This is a genomic window from Streptomyces sp. NPDC005281 (assembly GCF_040607495.1).
Taxonomy (GTDB): domain Bacteria; phylum Actinomycetota; class Actinomycetes; order Streptomycetales; family Streptomycetaceae; genus Streptomyces.
On record NZ_JBEXGX010000030.1, the window covers coordinates 25,569 to 42,521 of the forward strand.

The following is a 16,953-nucleotide window of genomic DNA, read 5'->3' on the forward strand; positions in this document are numbered from 1 at the left end:
GCGCCCTGCCCTGGACGTCGTAGGCGGCGATGACGCCGTGCGACGGGTCGGCACCGGTGCGGCCGGTACAGCTGTGCCGACTTCCCATGACCGCCGACGAACGACCCGAGCCCTGGAACGGTCCGGACCGCGGCATGTGACCCCGCCTGCCGCGACAGCTACAGACACCCCCTCTCCGGCGGTAGATTAGGTATGCCTAAGCATGGCTGACATCGCCTGCCTGCATCGATGCGGCTGCCGGTGGGGTGGGGGCATGCGGCACCATGGCGACTGCCGGAGAGCGGGAGAGGGATGTCGGACAAGGGTCGAGAAGAAAGACGTCCGCACGGAGAACTCGTCGCGGAAGTGCTCGCGGTGCTGTGGGGGGCCGGGAAACCGATGACCGCGCGACAGGTCAACGCGACCCTCGACAAGGGGCTGGCCAGGACGACGATGGCCACCATCCTGACCCGCCTCCACGAAAAGGGCACCGTGCGACGGACGCCGTCGGGCCGGGGCTTCGCCTATGAGCCGGTGGAGGACGCGGCCGGGCTGGTCGCCGGGCGTATGCGCCGTGAGCTGGAGAGCGAGCCGCGCCGCGACCTGGTGTTGAGGCGGTTCGTGACCTCCTTGTCCGAGAACGACGAGGAGATCCTGCGACGCCTGCTTCTCGAGGCCGAGGCCGAGGACGAAGCCGAGTGACATTCGTACTGACCCTGGTCGTACTGGCACTCACGTTTCCCTGGGCGGCAGCGGCGGCGACCCGCCGTCTGGCCCGAGTTCTGCCACCTCGGGAGGCGTGCTGGGCCTTGACCGCCGCCACCCTTCTCACGGCCGTCGGCACGATCGCGGCGTTGGTCGGGCTGTGTCACGTGCCGTTCCTCGCCGCACTCGAGCGGGTGCCTGTCACGAGGGTGCTGGAGGTGTGGCCGGTGGCGGTACCGGCTGCCTGCGTGGCAGCTCTGGTCCTGCTCGTTCAGGCGGCTCTGCTGATCCGGCGCTGGTTTCAGTACCGGTCCGTCCTCAAGCACGCCTGGAGGGTGGCCGTCGAGGGAACGGCACACGGGGACCTCTTGGTCCTCCCGGGGAACGACGCGGACGCCTTCGCCCTTCCTGGATACCGGGGCCGCGGCAGCCGGATCGTGGTGACCGCCGGCATGCTGCGAGCCCTGAAACCAGGCGAGCGTGAGGTGTTGCTGGCCCACGAGCGCGCCCATCTGTCCGGACGCCACCACCTGCTCGTTGCCGCAGTCGATCTGTCCGCGACGGTCCACCCCGCGCTGAGAAGCCTTCGGGAACTGCTGGGATTCCACGTGGAGCGTTGGGCGGACGAAGCAGCAGCCGCCGCCGTCGGCAGCCGAAAGGCAACGGCGGCTGCCATTGCCAGGGCGGCTCTGGCCGGTTCACGGAACCGGAACACCGGCGGCGGGTACCCGCTGTTGTCGGTGACGAGCGGGCCCGTACCGCAGCGGGTCGAAGCACTCCTTGTGCCGGAGCCGGTCGCACCGGGCGCAGGCGTGCGCCGGGTCGGTGCCGTGGGGATGGCGGCGGCGGTGGCGTTCTCGGCTCTGGCCTCGGTCGCGTCGGCCTACGGGCTGCACGAGTACGTGGAGTACGCGGCCATCGCCGTACGGGGAAGCTGACCCTCGGCCCACGGTATGGGCGGCACCCGCGAGTTCTTCGGGGTGTCGCCGTCGGCGTTCGAGGGTGAGGAACCCGGAGGGACAGTCAGCTGAGAATCGCCCCTTCCCTTCGTCCGGTGGTGGCCGCGGGCCGGCCGGGCGCCGTGAGGTCGAGAAGGTCGTCCGTGTGGTCGGCGAGCAGGTGTTGGTCGTGGGTGACGAGGACGACCGCGAGACCTCGTTGGATGCGCAGGGCGGAGAGGAGCGTCATGATGCCGGCCGCGGTGCCTGCGTCGAGGGCGGAGGTCACCTCGTCGGCGACTATGGACGGTAGCGGACCTCACGCGATGGTCGACGCGGACTCTCCCCCGTCACGAGGATCATCCCGGGCAGGACGCTGAACGAGCCGGAATCCCCACGGCTCAGGAGGCTTTCTTCCTGGACGGCGGGGTTGGCCGGGGCCACGGACACCGGCCTCACGTGCGGGGAGTGGCCGGACCCGGCGTGCCGTTTCCAACAGGGCCTTCAGCGTGGATGATGCCTTGACCAGTGCACGCAGGCGATTGACCTGGAAGCCCGACAGTTTGACGGCTTCGAGTTTCGTGGCGCCATTGCTCATCGCGACCAGCAGGACCCGCACCATGGCCGGTGTCGCCTTCCCGCCCTGCCTCAGTCCGTGCGCGCCCGCCAGCGCCGCGGCCGCCCCCAGGGCCGCGGCGAAGGCCGGGTCCTTGTCGATCCAGCCTTGCAGGACGAATTCGGGAACACCGGCCCACACCGCTGCGGCCCCGGGCCCGAGGCCCTGAGCTGTCGCCTGGAGTACGTCCGCCATGCGTGCCAGGGTGGCATCGCGTTCGCTCGGCGGGCCGCCCAGCGACGCCTGAACCACGTGTTCGACGGCGCTGCGGTCCTTCAGCCAGGCGATGACCCGGCCCGGTGTCAGCGGATCCGGGTCCGCCACCGGTCCGGCTCCCTTCGGCTCGTACACCGCCCCTCCCGTCGCACGCGTTCGTGCCGGTGTCCTGGTTCCGCTACCGCGCGGCCGCCTGGGTACCACCGACTGCGCGGGCGGGCCGCTTCGGGCGTTCGGGAGCGAGGAAGAAGACCATCACCGGCACGACGTACGCGGTCCACACGACGATCTGAAGGACCGTGGGGTCGGGCTGGAAGTTGAACACGCCCTTGAGGAGAGTGCCGTACCAGGAGTCCGGAGGGATGGTCGTGCTGATGTCGAACGCGAGAGTACGCAGGCCCGGCAGGAAATCGGCCTCCTGCAAATCGTGGATGCCGTAGGCGAGAACGCCCGCGGCGACGACGACGAGCATGGCACCCGTCCAGCGGAAGAACTTGGCCAGATTGATCTTCAGTGCGCCCCGGTAGAAGAGCCAGCCGAGGACGACGGAGGTTGCCAGTCCCAGTAGGGCTCCGACAAGGGGGCGAATGCCGTCGCCTGTGGCCTGGACCGCGGTCCAGATGAAGAGCGACGTCTCCAGTCCCTCGCGGCCGACAGCCAGCAGGGAGGTCAGGACGAGGGCGCCGGTACCGATGGCCAGGGCGGCATCCAGCTTGCCGTGCAGTTCGCTCTTGAGGTGGCGTGCGGTGCGCCGCATCCAGAACACCATCCAGGTGACCAGGGCCACGGACAGTATGGACAGGCTGCCACCGAGCGCTTCCTTGGCCTGGAAGGTGAGGGTGGAGGAGCCGAACTGCAACAGGGCGCCGAAGGCGAGGGAGAGTGCCACCGCGATGCCGACTCCGGCCCACACGGGCAGGAGTTGGCGCCGGTTGCCGGTCTTGACGAGGTAGGCGACGAGGATGCAGACGACAAGACTCGCCTCCAGCCCCTCACGAAGACCTATCAGGTAGTTCCCGAACATTCCGCGTCCTTTCTCTGGTGAAGCGGGGGGAAGCAGACAGTGGGCTGCGCGAACAGCCCTGGACCCGGAACGCTTACTTCACGACGGCAGCGGCCAACTTGGAGAGCGGCTCGGCGAGCGCGTTGACGCTGTCCGACAACTCCTTGCGCTGCTCCTTCCCGACCTTCTCGTAGGAGGTGAAGACGTAACTCGTCTTGTCGGAGCGGTACTTGTCGAGCAGCGTGTTCATGGCGGCGAACTGCTTGTCGAGCTGGGTGACGAGGGCGGGCTCGTTCTTCAGGGCCACTGGCTTGAGCAGCTCGAAGGACTTCTCGGCACCTTCGACGTTGGCCTTGAAGTCGACCAGGTCGGTGTGCGAGTAGCGCTCCTCCTCACCGGTCACCTTGTTCTTGGCCACTTCGTCGAGGAGTTCCTTGGCCCCGTTGGCCATGGACGTCGGTGTGATCTCGGCACGGCCGACGCGCTTCACCCAGTCGGCGAGGTCCTTGTCGAGCAGGTCGGCGAGCTGCTTCTCCCGGTCGCCGATCTTCTTGTCGTGCCACAGCGCCTTCTCCAGGCGATGCCAGCCGGTCCAGTCCTTCGCCGGATCCTGACCGGCCTCGAGGCCGTCCTCGCGGACATCGACCTTGGGGTCGATGTCGCCGAAGGACTCGGCGACGGGCTCGGTGCGCTCCCAGCCGATACGGGAGCCGGCGTACGCCTTCTTGGCGGCCTCGACGTCGCCCGAGCGGACGGCGTCGGTGAAGGCCTTCGCCTTCGGCAGGGTCGCGTCGGCCTGCGCCTGGACGAACTGCCGGTACGCGCCGACCGCGGCGTCCATCTGAGGCGAGCGCTTCGCCGCGGTGCCACCGGTGGCGGTGACCTTCTGGCGGATGCCGTCGCCCTTCATACCGGGCTTGCAGGCGATCTCGTAGGCACCCGCCTTGATCTCCGCGGTGATGACGGCCTTGGTGCCGGGGCCGATGTTCTCGCGCTCGCTGACGATCCGGTCGTCCGGGTACAGCACGTAGACCTCTGTCACCTTGCTGCCGCGGTTCTCCACGTTCAACTTCAGGTGACCGGCCGGGAAGTCCTTCTTCGAGACCGAGCAGGAGTCGTCCTTCGAGACCACTTGGATCGCTCCGACGCCGCCCTTGTCATCACCCTTTTGCGTACAGCCCACCAGCGAGACAACTACGGCTACAGCGGTGCCTGCGCCGACGAACAGGTGGCGGGGGCTGGCGGACATGGGTGCCTCGATTCACGTAAGTGGTCCCGAAGGCCCGGACCGATGAGGTCGCGAGCCGCCGCGGAGTCTACATAAATGTAGTCACTCAGGAAAGGCTTGCCTAACTTGGCGACGGCCCGGGTGCGCTCGCCGCTTCGAGATCGCGCCTGAATCGCCTGGTCAGGACGGGGCTCGCGGGGCAGGAGCGGTGCCATCGTGTTCGTGGCGATGCCGGTCCCACGTGGCGGCAACTGCCGCCGGACTTCGGCCCGTAGACGGTCGCGGAACCCGTTCGCCGCCACTTTTACGGGCGGCAGCGGAACGACGTCACCCGGCTCCTGCCCCTGCCCGTGCTGGACGCCACCCCACCGATTCGGGGACTTCGGGGACACGCCCGCCGCAAACCCCGGCGTCTGTACGTCGACCGGGGCGATGCCGTAGACGAGTGCTGCCGCCTACCAACCTCATCCTGAAACGATCAGTTGGCTACGCTGAACCACCCCGGCCTCACCTCAGCCAGAGGCGGTTGCAGTGACTGAGCTGCGGACCGGAGGTCCTGATCCGTGACGTCAAGAGGATCCGGCAGGCTCAGCCCGTACCTGCGCAGACGCCAGAGGTCGAAGATTTCACTCCCGTCGGCTGCGAAGTCCACATCGACCTCAATGCCGTTGTCGCCGACGAAGCTGCACCCTGCCCCATGGACCTTGTAGAAGTAGGCGCCGACGTGATCACTCCGGCTGATCCGGCGCGAACGGGCCAGGCCGAGAACGTCCACCAGCCTCTCGAGCGAGGGGATCGCCACCCTCATGGCCTCATCAATCGCGTTCAAAGCGCGGACGTATCCGAGTACAAGGTCGCGCGCAGGCTCAACCCGTTCCATAAAGGTGCCATTCCCCCTGGGCCCGTGATTGGAAGGATTGTCCCATGGGGCCTCCAACGACTCGGCGGGACGGCAATCTGAAACGCTCAGTTACTCGCCCGTGAAGTGATCGGAGGCGCACTGACCTGGGTCCGCCGACATAGTCGACGCCATGGCGTCGAGCGGCCCGCCCCACCTGTCGCGGGGAGTGTCAGTGGGCAGTGCGACGATGACGCCAACAAGTCCGCTCACGGTGATCAATGGGGGATCGATGTCCGGCGAACGATCAGAGTCCGACGTGTCCTCGGCCGGTTTCGACTCTGCTTGGTGTGCCACCGACCTGGGTGATTACCGACCCTGCCGCTACACCTACGAGTACTACCCCTACGAGAGCCTGCCGCCCCTCGACTCCACAGAGTTCACGGGCGCCTTTCGTTGGCTCGGTCGTACCGGCAAACCTGTTCCCGAGCAGGTCACGGCGCTCAATCGCCTGGCAGTGAACCTTGCGGCAAAGGGCTTGACGCTGCCTCAGGACTTCGTCACATTCCAGGCCGACTCGAAGATGCACTACTCACTGGATGAGGTCTCGGTGACCGGCTGCTGGACCGACATCTCAGAGCCCCTTCCCAGTCCGGTCGAGCCTGGCGCCTCCCTCGTACGATTCCTGCGGGATCAGCAGGACTGTGTCATCTGGTACCTCTACCTCCGTCCTTCGGGTGAGGCGTTCGTGGTCCACTCATACCTCGACTACGAATACGAGTACGAGGCACGGCGCGACGGAGAAGAGAGCGAGACCGATCTCGACGATCCGGAGGAGCAAAGGGCCGCGATCCTCTGGTGTGCGCCTTCATTCGAGGAGTTCGCCCATCGGTTCTGGATCGAGAACCGTCTCTGGCGTGCCCTCAACGGCACTGACCTGTCCGGACTCGAGCCTCAGGCGCATGACTACTTGGGCCACTACCCGCCGCCTGGAGTACCCGCATGACCGTGCACGGAACGAGGTCACGTGCGGATGGCAGAGCGGGTACGTGTGCGCGAGATCGACGGCGCCGATGAGCAGCGCTTGTTGCGGATCTCCCGAACCCGGTCCGGGCTGAAACCACGCCCTGACAGCGGCGCGAAGACTTCCTGTCTGGGGCAGACGCCGGCGGAACTCGGCGCTGCTGAGCAGCCTCATCTGCTCATGCCCGGCCCACCGGCCCCACGTGCGAGTGAGCGGCACGCCTGCTGCGACGGCAACCACTCTGAGTGGTGGAGAGCCCACCGGTGAAGGTGCGGGGCCCGCAGCGGTGGGATCTGAGCACACGCAGTCGGTGTGCGGCGCATGCCTCCGCTCCGCGGCCTGGTCCACGGGCTGGGCGAGTTCGGCCATGCACCCTGCCTGTCGCCGAGCCCGTGGACCAGGCCGGTGCCGTGTCCGGCCGGAACCTGTCGACCGATCAGCTCGGACGACAGAACCGGACTCTCGTCGGTGTCAGTAGCGCCCGCTGTCCCCTGACCGCAGGCGTGCGACCAGCCCCGCTCATGTGTGCCGCCTGTGCAGTTCGATGGCCAGCGGTGTAGCGGTGAACATCGAGGAGTAGGTGCCCACGACGAGGCCGATGAGGAGGGCGAGGGCGAAGTCGGTCAGGGTGTCGCCGCCGAGGACGGCCAGTGCGGTGAGGATGAACGCCGCGCCCATACCGGTGTTGACGGTGCGGGGCAGCGTCTGGAGGAGTGCCTGGTTGGCGATGAGGGCGAACGGCTCCTTGCGGTCGCGGCGGCCGAGTTCCCTGATCCGGTCGAAGACGACGACGGAGTCGTTGACCGAGTAGCCGATGACCGTCAGCAGCGCGGCCAGGAAGACGCCGTCGACAGGCTTGCCGAGCCAGGCGAAGATGCCGACGAGGATCACGACGTCGTGGGCGAGGGCGGCGACGGCTGAGGTTCCCAGGAGCCAGCGGAAGCGTGCGGCGAGGTAGATGAGTTGGGCGCCCAGGGCGACGAGGAGGGCGATGAGGGCGCCTTGGCGCAGTTCCTTGCCGAGGCTGGGTCCGATGGCTTCGTCGCGGATCTTGTCAGCTCGGCGTGACAGGTCGTTGACGGTGTCGGTGACGGTGGCCGCCTGGGCGTCGGTCAAGCGGTGGGTGCGGACGGTGAGCCCGTTCTCGCCGGAGGCCTGGACGACTGCTCGGGGGAATCCTGCGTCGGCGAGCGCGGTGCGAGCCCGGTCGGGGTCGACGGGGGTGGCTGTGGTGTATTCGATGAGGCGGCCGCCGGTGAATTCGACGCCGAAGTCGAGCCCGCGCAGGGCGATCCCGGAGGCGGCGAGGACGAGGGCGGCGGCGGACGCGGCCAGCCAGCGGCGCGGGTGGCGCATCAGGTTCGGCTCGGTGCGCATGAGGCGGGCGCTGACGGCACCGGTGTGGGCGATGCCGGTGAGGTGGGGTCGGCGGCGCAGGCTGGGGCGGGCGACGGCGTACTCGGCCAGGGCCCGGGTGATGACCAGCGCGCTGACCATGGACGCGAGGACGCCGATGCCCAGCGTGACACCGAAGCCGCGCACCGGACCGGAGGCCAGGAAGAACAAGAGGCCGGCGGCGATGAGGGTGGTGATGTTGGAGTCGGCGATCGCGCTGAAGGCTCTGCGGAATCCCGCGGTCAGCGACGACCGTGGGGTGGGACGGTGCAGAGAGGCGTACTCCTCGCGGGCGCGTTCGAAGACGAGCACGTTGGCGTCGACGGCCATGCCGATGGCCAGGACGAACCCGGCGAGGCCCGGCAGGGTGAGCGTGGCGCCGAGGGCGGCCAGGGCGGCGTAGGAGATGAGGCCGTAGCAGGCCAGTGCCACGGTCGCCAGGACTCCCATGATCCGGTAGACGGCGATGATGAACAGCGAGGTCAGAGCGGTTCCGATGACAGCGGCCCAGGCGCTGGCCGTGATGGCCTGCGCGCCCAGGGTGGGGCCGACCGTGCGCTGCTCGACGGTCTCGACCGGCACCGGCAGGGCGCCCCCGTTGATGAGCAGGGCCAGTTCCTTGGCTTCGCTGTCGTCGAAGGTTCCGGTGATCTGAGTGGAGCCGCCGCTGATGCCGGACCGGCAGGCGACGGACGGGGCGACCTGGGGCGAAGAGATGATCTTGCCGTCCAGAACGATGGCGACCCGACGACTCGGATCTCCGGCCGGGTGGCACGCCGCGTCGCCGGTCAGGCGGGCCCAGCCCTCTTTGCCTGCTCCCTTGAAGTCGACGGTGACGTGCCATCCGGCGCCGCCCTGCTGGTCGAAGCGGGCGGCTGCCTTCTCGACCTCCTTGCCGGTCAGTGAGGCCGCCTTGATGCGCAGTTGCCGGCCGGATTCGTCGGCCATCACCTGCTCGTGGGGTCGTTTGGGTAGCGGTTCGGGCAGCTCGTCGGCATCGGTTACCGTGCCGAGCACCTGGTGGAAGGTGAGCTGGGCGGTGCGGCCGAGCACGTCGGACGCCTTGCGGGGATCCTGCACTCCGGGGAGTTCGACGACGATCCGGTCGCTGCCGGAGCGCGCGATGGTGGGCTCGGCGACACCGAGCGCGTCGATACGACCGCGCAGCACCTCCACCGTGCGGTCCGTCGCGCCATCGTCATCGTCGGCGTCGGCATCGGCGGTGGGGCGGGTTTCCAGCACGATCTGGGTGCCGCCCCGCAGATCGAGTCCGAGGTGGACGGGCACGGTGAGCGCGACGTACAGGGACAGGGCAACAGTAGCGAGGGCGATCAGCCTTCTGATGTGCTGGGATCGGCGGGATCGGTTCACAGCAGGCCTCCGGCAGGCACACCGCGGCCAGGGACGTGGCTGCGGTCAGGAAGAGGAGAGGGAGAGAGAAGGGGTCAGATGCCGGAGAGCGCGGGTGGTGCCCGGACCCCGTGCCCGTGTGCCGGTTGCCCCGAGGCCGGGGGACCTACCGCCGAGAGCGGGAGCCGCGCCGGGTGGAGTGGGCCGATCGCTGAGCGCTGTGACGCGCCCGCGGTGGAGGCAGGCGGAACATGACGTTCGCCGGTGGCGTCCCGATGGCCGCGAACGGCAGCGGAGGAGACTCCCGGGTCCGCACTATCCGCGTTGTCCGAGATATTCGCATATGACCCGCTGGAACGCGCGGGGCTGTGCGGCGGCTCGGTTCCGGCGGCGAGCACCGCGCCGCCGGCTGCTCGGGAGTGCTCACCGCCGAGGACGTACGGGCCGAACAGGGCGATGAGGACGGCGACGAGGACCGCGAGCAGGACAACCGGCAGCGCTGCCGGGCCCTGGCCACGGGTGCGCGGAACGCTGTGCGCGCGGCGGACCATCCCCCATCCCCCTATGTGTCGGTGTCGGTCCGCCGGAAGCAGCCCGGAGCCCCCATGGCCCGGGCTGTGGAGTGGGGCAACCGGAGCTTCGGGGCAGGCGGCGGGCTCAGGCTTCGATGAGGCCGGCGCGGATCGCGTAGCGGGTGAGTTCCAGCCGGTCACGTAGCCCTAGCTTGTGCAGCAGGTTCTCCCGATGCCGGTGGACGGTCTTGATGCTGATGAAGAGCATCTCCGCGATCTCCTTGGAGGAGTGGCCCTCGGCAACGAGCTTGAGGACCTCCTCCTCCCGCGCGGTCAGCACCTGCTCGGGCGGCTCCTCGCCGTGGCGGACGCGGTCGAGGTAGTTGCGGATGAGCGCCGTGACCGCACCCGGGTACAGGAAGGGCTCGTCACGCATGGCGGCCCGGCAAGCCGCCACCAGGTCGCGGTCCGCCACGGACTTCAGCACGTATCCGCTCGCGCCGGCCTTGAGCGCCTGGAAGAAGTACTGCTCGTTGTCGTGCATCGTCAGCATCAGCACCCGCACTCCGGGCTTCAGCGCCAGGAGTTCCCGGGTGGCTTGGAGGCCGGTCAGCCGTGGCATGGAGATGTCCAGAACGGCCAGGTCGACCTCATGGGTGCGGGCCAGTTCGATGGCCTCCGCGCCGTCCCCCGCCTCGGCGACGACCTCGAGGTCCGGCTCCCGGTCAAGGATGAGCCGCACCCCGTGGCGTACCAGGGCGTGGTCGTCGGCGAGGAGGATACGGATCGCGGGTGTGTGGGGCGTGGTCATGGCTGCTTCCTGAGGTGGGGCACGGTCAGCCGGACCGTCGTACCGGCCTCCGGTCGGGAGGTGACATCCAGCGTGGCTCCGATCAGCAGGGCCCGCTCGCGCATGCCGCGGATTCCCGCCCCTTCTTGGGCGACGCCGGTTCCTCGGCCGTCGTCGACGACGGCCAGCACCACGGCTTCGTCGCTGTGGCGCAGGCTCACTTCGACCTGGTCCGCTTCGGCGTGGCGGGCGGCGTTGGTGAGGGCTTCCTGGGCGACGCGGTACAGGACGAGCTCCGTCTGCTGGTCGAGCACGGGCAGACCGGAGTCGAAGCGGCGCACCACCCGCAGTCCGACGTGGGTGGCGAACTCGCTGGTCAGCGAGGTGAGGGCGGCGACCAGACCAAGGTCCTCGAGCGCGCCCGGCCGTAGTCGACGCGCCAGGCGGCTCACCTCGTCCAGACTCCCCCGGGTGATCTCCTGCACTTGCCGGAGATCGCCGCGCAGGGGCTCGTCCGCCTCGCCGGCGGCCCGCTCGAGCGCCAGCAGGATCGCGGTCATGCTCTGGCCGACCTCGTCGTGCAGTTCCTGGGCGATGCGGCGTCGCTCCGTTTCCTGCGCGAGCAGGGCGCGGGCGCTGCTGGTGGCCCGTTCGTGTTCGAGGCGTTCGAGCATGGCGTTGAAGGTGCGGATCAGTTCGGCGATCTCGCCTCGGCCCTTCTCCGGCAGCCGCTGGCCGGGGCGCAGCAGATCGACGGTGGCCATCAGCCGGGTGAGCCGGTCGAGCGGGGTCAGGCCGACCCGCAGCAGGGCCGCGTTGGCGACCAGCATGACGACCAGGCCGCCCACGAGGATGACCGCCTCGGTCAGCACCACCGGGACGGAGACGGTCACGGGAGCCCATAGCAGCAGCGCGGTGGCGCTTCCCAGCACGACCGCGTTGAGCGCGTAGATCCGCCAGAACATGGACACCGGGATGACGCCTCTCTCTAGGTGACACGGCTTTGTATCTACTGTCGGTCACCGCGCACCCCGAGCGTGAGCTGCGGCCATGGGTCTCGACCGGCCTGCCACCCAGGCTGCCCGCTGCCGGTTCCCACGTCGATGGGCTCCAATGCCCATTTCCGGGACCTGGCGGGCCCACGCCGTGATGGGCCCTCGGCCGTGCCGCAGATGGGTATCGCGCCCGATGGGTTCCGCGAGGCACTGCGGCCAGGGTGGAGGCATTGACCGGCCCTCGTGGCTCCTATCTCCTCCCCCATCGCCCTCGCTCTCCACCTCACCTCGCCTCGACATTTGTCTTCCGGGGCGCGATCCATCTCCTGCTCGAAGAAGGAACGGCCATGTCGCTCGATACGTCCCGGACCGAAACCCGTCGTGAGCGGCTGACGGCGCACGAGGCCCTCCAGCGCCTCGAACACGAGCGTGCCTCCCGCCTCACCCAGCTGCGGGCCATCGGCGAGGCCGGGCCCGACGCGGAGGAGCGGGTGATGTCCACGCAGAAAGACACCATCCAGCGAGTCCTCACGGAGGTCGAGGCCGCCTTCGCCCGCGTCCAGGACGGCAGCTACGGCGTCTGCCGGAACTGTTCCAAGGCCATTCCGGTCGAGCGCCTGGAAATCCTGCCCCACACGCCGTTCTGCGTCCCCTGTCAGCGCAACACCGCCTGACAAGTACCCGTCCGCTCTCCCTCTCCCGCCTCGCCCAGGGGGTGACTTGGTGAACAACCAGATCATCGACGATCGCGACACAACTCTGTCGATCGAGGACTTCGCCGCGCTGCGCGAGAATCTGCGCGAGCAACGCGTTTTCCGCCAGGAACAACTTCAGCAGCTCTCGGCCGCCGCGACCCGCGCCGACGCGTTTCTCGACCGGCAGGCCGCCTCCCAGACCGAGGTCCGCGTCAAGCTCGCCACGTCCGCCCGCATGGTTCTGGCCGACGTCGAAGCCGCCCTCCAGCGGATGGGCGAATGCCGCTACGGCTCCTGTCACCTGTGTCGCAGGCCCATCGCCCGCGAGCGGCTGATGATCGTGCCGCAGGCCCGCTACTGCACCCGCTGCCAACAGGTCAGGGAGGCCGGCCGGTGACCGTCACACCCAGTTCCCGATCCGTGGCCACCCGGCACCGTTCGTATCCCTGGTGCCCGCAGCGCACCGGCGTCGCCCTCGACCTGGGCAGCGCCCGCACCCGCGCCTGGACGTCTTCGCGACGCATGATCCTCGACGTGCCCACGGTGACCTTCCCGGGCGACAGCGCCACCTATCCCATTCAGCGCGGCACCATCGTCGACACCCCCGGAACCGCGCGGATGCTCGACCGGCTGCTCGGCCACCGCCTGCCCCGTTTCGGCCGCCCGCTGGTCATCCTGACCACGCCCGTGCTGGGCGGTATCGCCTACCGGGCCGAAGCCCGCACCGCGGTCGCGGTACTGCGCCCGCGTACGGTTCTGACGGTCCCCACCGCGCGCGCCGTGGCCACGGCCGCCGACGCCGATCTGACCCACCCGCTGCTCGTCGTGGACATCGGCGCCCACCTGACCGAGGTCACCCTGCTCGCCGACGGCGTGGTGACCGACGCCCGCTGCACCGCCCTGGGCACCGGCGACCTGGACAGCCTCACCCCGCCCACGCGGATCACCGATGCGGTCGTCGCCATGGTGACCACGATGCTGGACCAGGACCACACCTCCCAGACCCTCGACGCCGTCCAGCGGGGTGTCCTCCTCGCCGGCGGGGGCGCGCTGCGCCCGGACATCACCTATCCGCTCACCGGCCGGCTCCACGCTCCCGTACGACCCGTCCAGGCGCCGCACACCGCCGCGGTCCGCGGCGCGGCGAAGCTCCTGCAAGCCGCCCGCGCCCACCCTTCCGTCCCTGGCCGTTCAAGAAGGCCCGAGCCTGCGGGTGCCGGACAGGGTCACCGGGGTCGAAGCTCAAGAAGCGCTGACGCTGCTGATGCCTGTCACGAATACGGCTGTAGTTGCTCCTGCGAGGACTGAGGTGCCCGCCTGCTACCTTCCGGACCATGACCGACAGCGTGTACGTGGGCAATGCGGGCAAGGACGCGGCACTGGACCGGGGGTGGCTGCTGGGGCACTTCAAGGATGCCTCCGATCCTCGGCACAGCGAGGCCGTGGAGATCAAATGGGGCGTCCACCCGCAGGGCGACGAGCGAGCGCTGTGGGTGACGGGCGAACAGCGCACCGCCCTGCTGGTCCTCATCAGTGGCCGCTTCCGGGTGGAACTGCCCGGACGCAGCGTGCTCTTGGCCGAGCAGGGGGACTACGTCGTGTGGGGCCGGGGCGTCGATCACTCCTGGTTCGCGGAGGAGGAGTCCGTGGTTCTGACAGTCCGCTGGCCCTCCGTCCCCGGCTACAAGGCAACCGAATAGCGCGGCGGCACCAGGACACGCATGGAGAGCCGGCGAGATGGTTGCGAGGGCGAAGTCCGGCAGCTGACGCGGCGGACGGATCACGTCGGCGGAGCCGGCCCGAAGGCCTGGGGCGAATCCCCGCCCTGCCTTGGACAGACCATCGTCACCCGTCGCTTCTCAGCACCGAGGACAGCCGTCGGCGGGAGGAGACGTCGAGTTTCCGAAAGACCTTGTTCAGGTGGTACTCGACCGTCGAGACCGAGATGAACAGCCGGACCGCGATCTCGGCGTTGGTGGCGCCGTCGGCGGCGAGAGTGGCGACCTGGCGCTCCTGGGGAGTGAGGTCGTGGTGGGCGGCCCCGGTCCGGCGGCGGGCCCTTTCTCCGGTGGCGCGCAGTTCGGCGGCGGCGCGTTCGGCGAAGGCGGCGGCGCCCATGTCGGTGAACATGCCGTGGGCGACGCGGAGATGGGTGCGGGCCTCGGCGCGGCGGCGGCGTCTGCGGAGCCATTCGCCGAAGAGGAGGTGGGCGCGGGCGAGTTCGGCGACGGTACGGGTCCGGCCGAGGAGGTCGAGCGCGTCCGTGTAGAAGGCCTCCGCGTGGTCGTCGTCCGCGGTGAGGGCCCGGCAGCGGGCCAGCAGGCCGAGGCCCCAGGGCGTGCCGCTGGAGGTGGCGCGCTCCTCCAGGCGGGCGAGTGCTGCTTTGGCGGTGCTGTGGTCACCGCTGCGTACGGCCGATTCGACGATCTCGTGGAGCAGTCGGGCTCCGGTGCCCGGGAGGTCGGCGTCGAAGGCGGAACGGGCGCATGCCAGTGCCTGCGCGTAACGGCCGAGGCTGTTTTCCAGGACGGCCAGGCAACTGGCAGCCCAGGCGCCGAAGATGCGGTTCCCGTACTGCTGCTCCCAGAGCTCGGTGATGACACCCGCGGCGGCCCTGGTCTCGGCCTCCTGCCCGCGCCACGCGCTCAGTTCGACGCGGTGGACCGAGCCCGCGGGGGGCAGGCCGGTGACTCCGGCCAGTTGCTCGGCCTCGTCCAGGCAGGCCTCGGCCGCGCGGAGGCGTCCGGCGCGGACCTCCCAGGTGGACTGGATGACCAGAGTGCTCTGCAAGGAGCCCAGCGCTCCGGTGCGGCGGTCGTGGGCGTCCAGCAGTCGCCAGGCCTCCCGGCCGGCCACATCGTCCCAGCCGTCGTCGGCGGCGAGGCTGGTGAGAACGGCGAGTGGCATGCCCTCCTCGGTGACCTCGCCGCCGTCACCGAGCAGGGCCAGTGCCTGCCTGAGGAGCGGGAGGGCCGGGGCGTGACCGGTGTCGATGCGGGTGGCGAAGCCCCGCAGCAACAGGTCGGTGACGGTGGGACGGTTCGTGGTGCGCAGGGCCGGTGAGGCGAGCGCCGCCCGGGCGTACTCCCGCGGCGTGGTCCCCTCCACGTGCGCGCCGGTGACCACCAGCACCTCCAAGCCTGCGAACAGCATGCGCCGTGCCAGTGCGGGGTCCAGGTCGGCGATCGGGCTCGCCGCGTCGAGCAGCATCGCGCTGATCCCGCGCATCCCGGTGAAGTACAGGTCTACGGTGGCGCGGGTCAGGCGGGCGTGGGCGCGCAGGACCGGGTCGTCGGCGCCGAGCTCGGGTTCGGCGCGATCGAGTACGGCCCGGGCGGACTGGGGATCGCCGAGCACCAGGTAGGCCTTGGCGGCGGCGACCAGCCGCGCGGCCCTTCCGGAGACCGACAGCTCGGCCGCTCGTGACAGGAAGGCGGCCTGTGCCGCGTAGCCGCCGCGGGCCCGGGCGCGTTCGGCGGCTTCGGTCAGCTCGGCGGCGACCCCCTCGGCCAGGCCGACGGTGGCCTCCGCACGGTGCCAGGCACGGCGGTCGGCATCGCGACGGGGGTCCGCGACGGCGGCGAGGGCGGCGTGCACCCGGCGTCGGTCGGCCGGCTCGGCGTCCTGGTGCACGGCGGAGCGGATGAGCGGGTGCCTGAACTCGACGGTGCGCTGGTGGGTGACGACACCCGCGGCGATCGCAGCGTCCGCCGCCCTGGCGGGCACGCCCAACTGGGCCGCCGCCCGCCACAGCATGGCGGGGTCGTCCGGCGGAGCGACGGAGAGGATCAGAATCAGGGTGCGGGTGTCGGCGGGCAGCACCCGGACGCGGTTGAGGAAGTGGGACTCGAGCTGGGCGCCGACGGGCAGCGGCGTGGGCAGGGTGGCGGTGCCGGTGAGTTGCTCCGGGGTGAGGGCGTCGGAGAGTTCGAGCAGAGCGAGCGGGTTGCCGCCGGTGTCGGCGACGATCTGCCGGGCCACCGTCGGGTCGAGGTGCCCTGTCACGTTCGCGGCGAGGAGGTGGCAGGCGTCGGCCTCGTGCAGGCCGGTGAGGGATAGGGTGGGTATGCCGTCGAACGGCCCTGGCCCTGCCGGTCCTTCCCGGCCGGCGAGAACCAGGCCGACGGCGTCGGCGTGCAGCCGTCGGCCGACGAAGGCCAGTGCCTCGGCGGACTCCCGGTCCAGCCAGTGCACGTCGTCGACCAGGCAGAGCAGCGGCTGCGCGGCGTTGGCGGCGACGTCCGCGAGCAGGGTCAGGGTGGCCAGCCCGACCAGGTAGCGGTCGGCGAGGGTGTCGGCGTCGGCCACGCCGAACGCGGCGGCCAGTGCGCACCGTTGCGGGGGCGGCAGCCGGTCGAGGCCGGTGAGGAAGGGCCGGAGCAGCCGGTGCAGAGCGGCGTAGCCCAGCCTGGTCTCCGACTCGACCCCGGCTGTCCGCGCGACCCGGAGGTCGGTGCAGCCCTCGGCGACGATGTCGAGCAGCCGCGTCTTGCCGATGCCTGCCTCACCGACCAGCACCAGCACTCCGCTGCGTCCGTCGCGGACCTCCGTCAACAGGTCTTCGATCGACTGGAGTTCGGCCTGTCGGCCGGTGAGGACGGCGCGGGGGGCGCCGGAGTGCTGTGCCGGCCGTCCGGCCATGTGCACCCGCTCCTGTCTCCTGCGGACC

17 protein-coding genes and 1 pseudogene are annotated in these 16,953 nt (G+C 69.9%); 9 read left to right on the plus strand and 9 right to left on the minus strand.

The features are described from left to right. Positions 1-291 precede the first annotated feature (291 nt). Both ABZV42_RS32815 and ABZV42_RS32820 read left to right on the plus strand, forming a co-directional pair. Positions 292-681 carry a BlaI/MecI/CopY family transcriptional regulator gene (locus ABZV42_RS32815; RefSeq protein ID WP_356055053.1) on the plus strand — a complete coding sequence of 130 codons (390 nt, stop codon included), beginning with the start codon at positions 292-294 and terminating at the stop codon, positions 679-681. Next, on the plus strand, positions 678-1,622 hold the full coding sequence (locus ABZV42_RS32820) for a M56 family metallopeptidase (RefSeq protein WP_355986216.1): 945 nt from the start codon (positions 678-680) through the stop codon (positions 1,620-1,622). The genes ABZV42_RS32815 and ABZV42_RS32820 overlap by 4 nt, the downstream gene beginning before the upstream one ends. A gap of 85 nt (positions 1,623-1,707) precedes the next feature. Here ABZV42_RS32820 and ABZV42_RS32825 read toward each other — a convergent pair whose 3' ends face one another. The 4 genes from ABZV42_RS32825 to efeO all read right to left on the minus strand — a co-directional run bounded on the left by ABZV42_RS32825 (position 1,708) and on the right by efeO (position 4,706). After that, on the minus strand, positions 1,708-1,911 hold the full coding sequence (locus ABZV42_RS32825) for a hypothetical protein (RefSeq protein WP_355986214.1): 204 nt from the start codon (positions 1,909-1,911) through the stop codon (positions 1,708-1,710). A gap of 30 nt (positions 1,912-1,941) precedes the next feature. Continuing rightward, positions 1,942-2,589: a hypothetical protein gene (locus tag ABZV42_RS32830; protein WP_355986212.1), complete on the minus strand. Its 648-nt coding sequence runs from the start codon at positions 2,587-2,589 to the stop codon at positions 1,942-1,944. Between the two features lie 43 nt (positions 2,590-2,632). After that, complete coding sequence (gene efeU, locus ABZV42_RS32835) at positions 2,633-3,478, minus strand: iron uptake transporter permease EfeU (protein WP_356055055.1); 846 nt, start codon at positions 3,476-3,478, stop codon at positions 2,633-2,635. Positions 3,479-3,551: 73 nt separating this feature from the next. Further along, positions 3,552-4,706: an iron uptake system protein EfeO gene (gene efeO / locus ABZV42_RS32840; RefSeq protein WP_356055057.1), complete on the minus strand. Its 1,155-nt coding sequence runs from the start codon at positions 4,704-4,706 to the stop codon at positions 3,552-3,554. A gap of 296 nt (positions 4,707-5,002) precedes the next feature. On the opposite strand from efeO, the pseudogene ABZV42_RS32845 reads away from it, so the two are divergent. Next, positions 5,003-5,116, plus strand: a pseudogene (locus ABZV42_RS32845) (IS5/IS1182 family transposase); the annotation flags it as partial. A 47-nt stretch (positions 5,117-5,163) separates the two neighbouring features. Here ABZV42_RS32845 and ABZV42_RS32850 read toward each other — a convergent pair. After that, positions 5,164-5,565, minus strand: a complete 402-nt coding sequence (locus ABZV42_RS32850) for a hypothetical protein (RefSeq protein WP_356055059.1) — start codon at positions 5,563-5,565, stop codon at positions 5,164-5,166. Positions 5,566-5,758: 193 nt separating this feature from the next. On the opposite strand from ABZV42_RS32850, the gene ABZV42_RS32855 reads away from it, so the two are divergent. Next, entirely contained in the window at positions 5,759-6,529 is a 771-nt protein-coding gene (locus ABZV42_RS32855) for a hypothetical protein (protein WP_356055061.1), read from the plus strand. 537 nt (positions 6,530-7,066) lie between these two features. On the opposite strand, the gene secD is transcribed toward ABZV42_RS32855, so the two are convergent. Beyond that, on the minus strand, positions 7,067-9,286 hold the full coding sequence (secD, locus tag ABZV42_RS32860) for a protein translocase subunit SecD (protein ID WP_356055138.1): 2,220 nt from the start codon (positions 9,284-9,286) through the stop codon (positions 7,067-7,069). Between the two features lie 374 nt (positions 9,287-9,660). On the opposite strand from secD, the gene ABZV42_RS32865 reads away from it, so the two are divergent. Then, the gene (locus tag ABZV42_RS32865) at positions 9,661-9,963 is read left to right on the plus strand and encodes a hypothetical protein (protein ID WP_356055063.1); all 303 of its coding nucleotides are present in this window, start codon (positions 9,661-9,663) and stop codon (positions 9,961-9,963) included. On the opposite strand, the gene ABZV42_RS32870 is transcribed toward ABZV42_RS32865, so the two are convergent. Then, positions 9,950-10,615, minus strand: a complete 666-nt coding sequence (locus tag ABZV42_RS32870; RefSeq protein ID WP_355986202.1) for a response regulator transcription factor — start codon at positions 10,613-10,615, stop codon at positions 9,950-9,952. The genes ABZV42_RS32865 and ABZV42_RS32870 overlap by 14 nt on opposite strands. Continuing rightward, positions 10,612-11,565, minus strand: a complete 954-nt coding sequence (locus ABZV42_RS32875; protein WP_355986200.1) for a sensor histidine kinase — start codon at positions 11,563-11,565, stop codon at positions 10,612-10,614. The genes ABZV42_RS32870 and ABZV42_RS32875 overlap by 4 nt, the downstream gene beginning before the upstream one ends. A 371-nt stretch (positions 11,566-11,936) precedes the next feature. Here ABZV42_RS32875 and ABZV42_RS32880 point away from each other — a divergent pair, with 371 nt between their 5' ends. From ABZV42_RS32880 to ABZV42_RS32895, 4 genes are read left to right on the plus strand one after another with little or no spacing between them, the layout of a single operon-like run. Continuing rightward, a complete protein-coding gene (locus tag ABZV42_RS32880) occupies positions 11,937-12,263 on the plus strand; it encodes a TraR/DksA C4-type zinc finger protein (protein ID WP_355986198.1) in 327 nt (108 codons plus the stop codon). Between the two features lie 46 nt (positions 12,264-12,309). Further along, on the plus strand, positions 12,310-12,681 hold the full coding sequence (locus ABZV42_RS32885) for a TraR/DksA C4-type zinc finger protein (RefSeq protein WP_355986196.1): 372 nt from the start codon (positions 12,310-12,312) through the stop codon (positions 12,679-12,681). Beyond that, positions 12,678-13,592 (plus strand): rod shape-determining protein, encoded by a 915-nt coding sequence (locus tag ABZV42_RS32890; RefSeq protein WP_356055065.1) that lies wholly within the window; start codon positions 12,678-12,680, stop codon positions 13,590-13,592. The genes ABZV42_RS32885 and ABZV42_RS32890 overlap by 4 nt, the downstream gene beginning before the upstream one ends. Before the next feature lie 26 nt (positions 13,593-13,618). Beyond that, positions 13,619-13,984, plus strand: a complete 366-nt coding sequence (locus ABZV42_RS32895) for a signal peptidase I (RefSeq protein WP_356055067.1) — start codon at positions 13,619-13,621, stop codon at positions 13,982-13,984. Positions 13,985-14,129: 145 nt separating this feature from the next. On the opposite strand, the gene ABZV42_RS32900 is transcribed toward ABZV42_RS32895, so the two are convergent. Next, positions 14,130-16,925 carry an AAA family ATPase gene (locus ABZV42_RS32900; protein ID WP_356055069.1) on the minus strand — a complete coding sequence of 932 codons (2,796 nt, stop codon included), beginning with the start codon at positions 16,923-16,925 and terminating at the stop codon, positions 14,130-14,132. Positions 16,926-16,953: the final 28 nt, after the last annotated feature.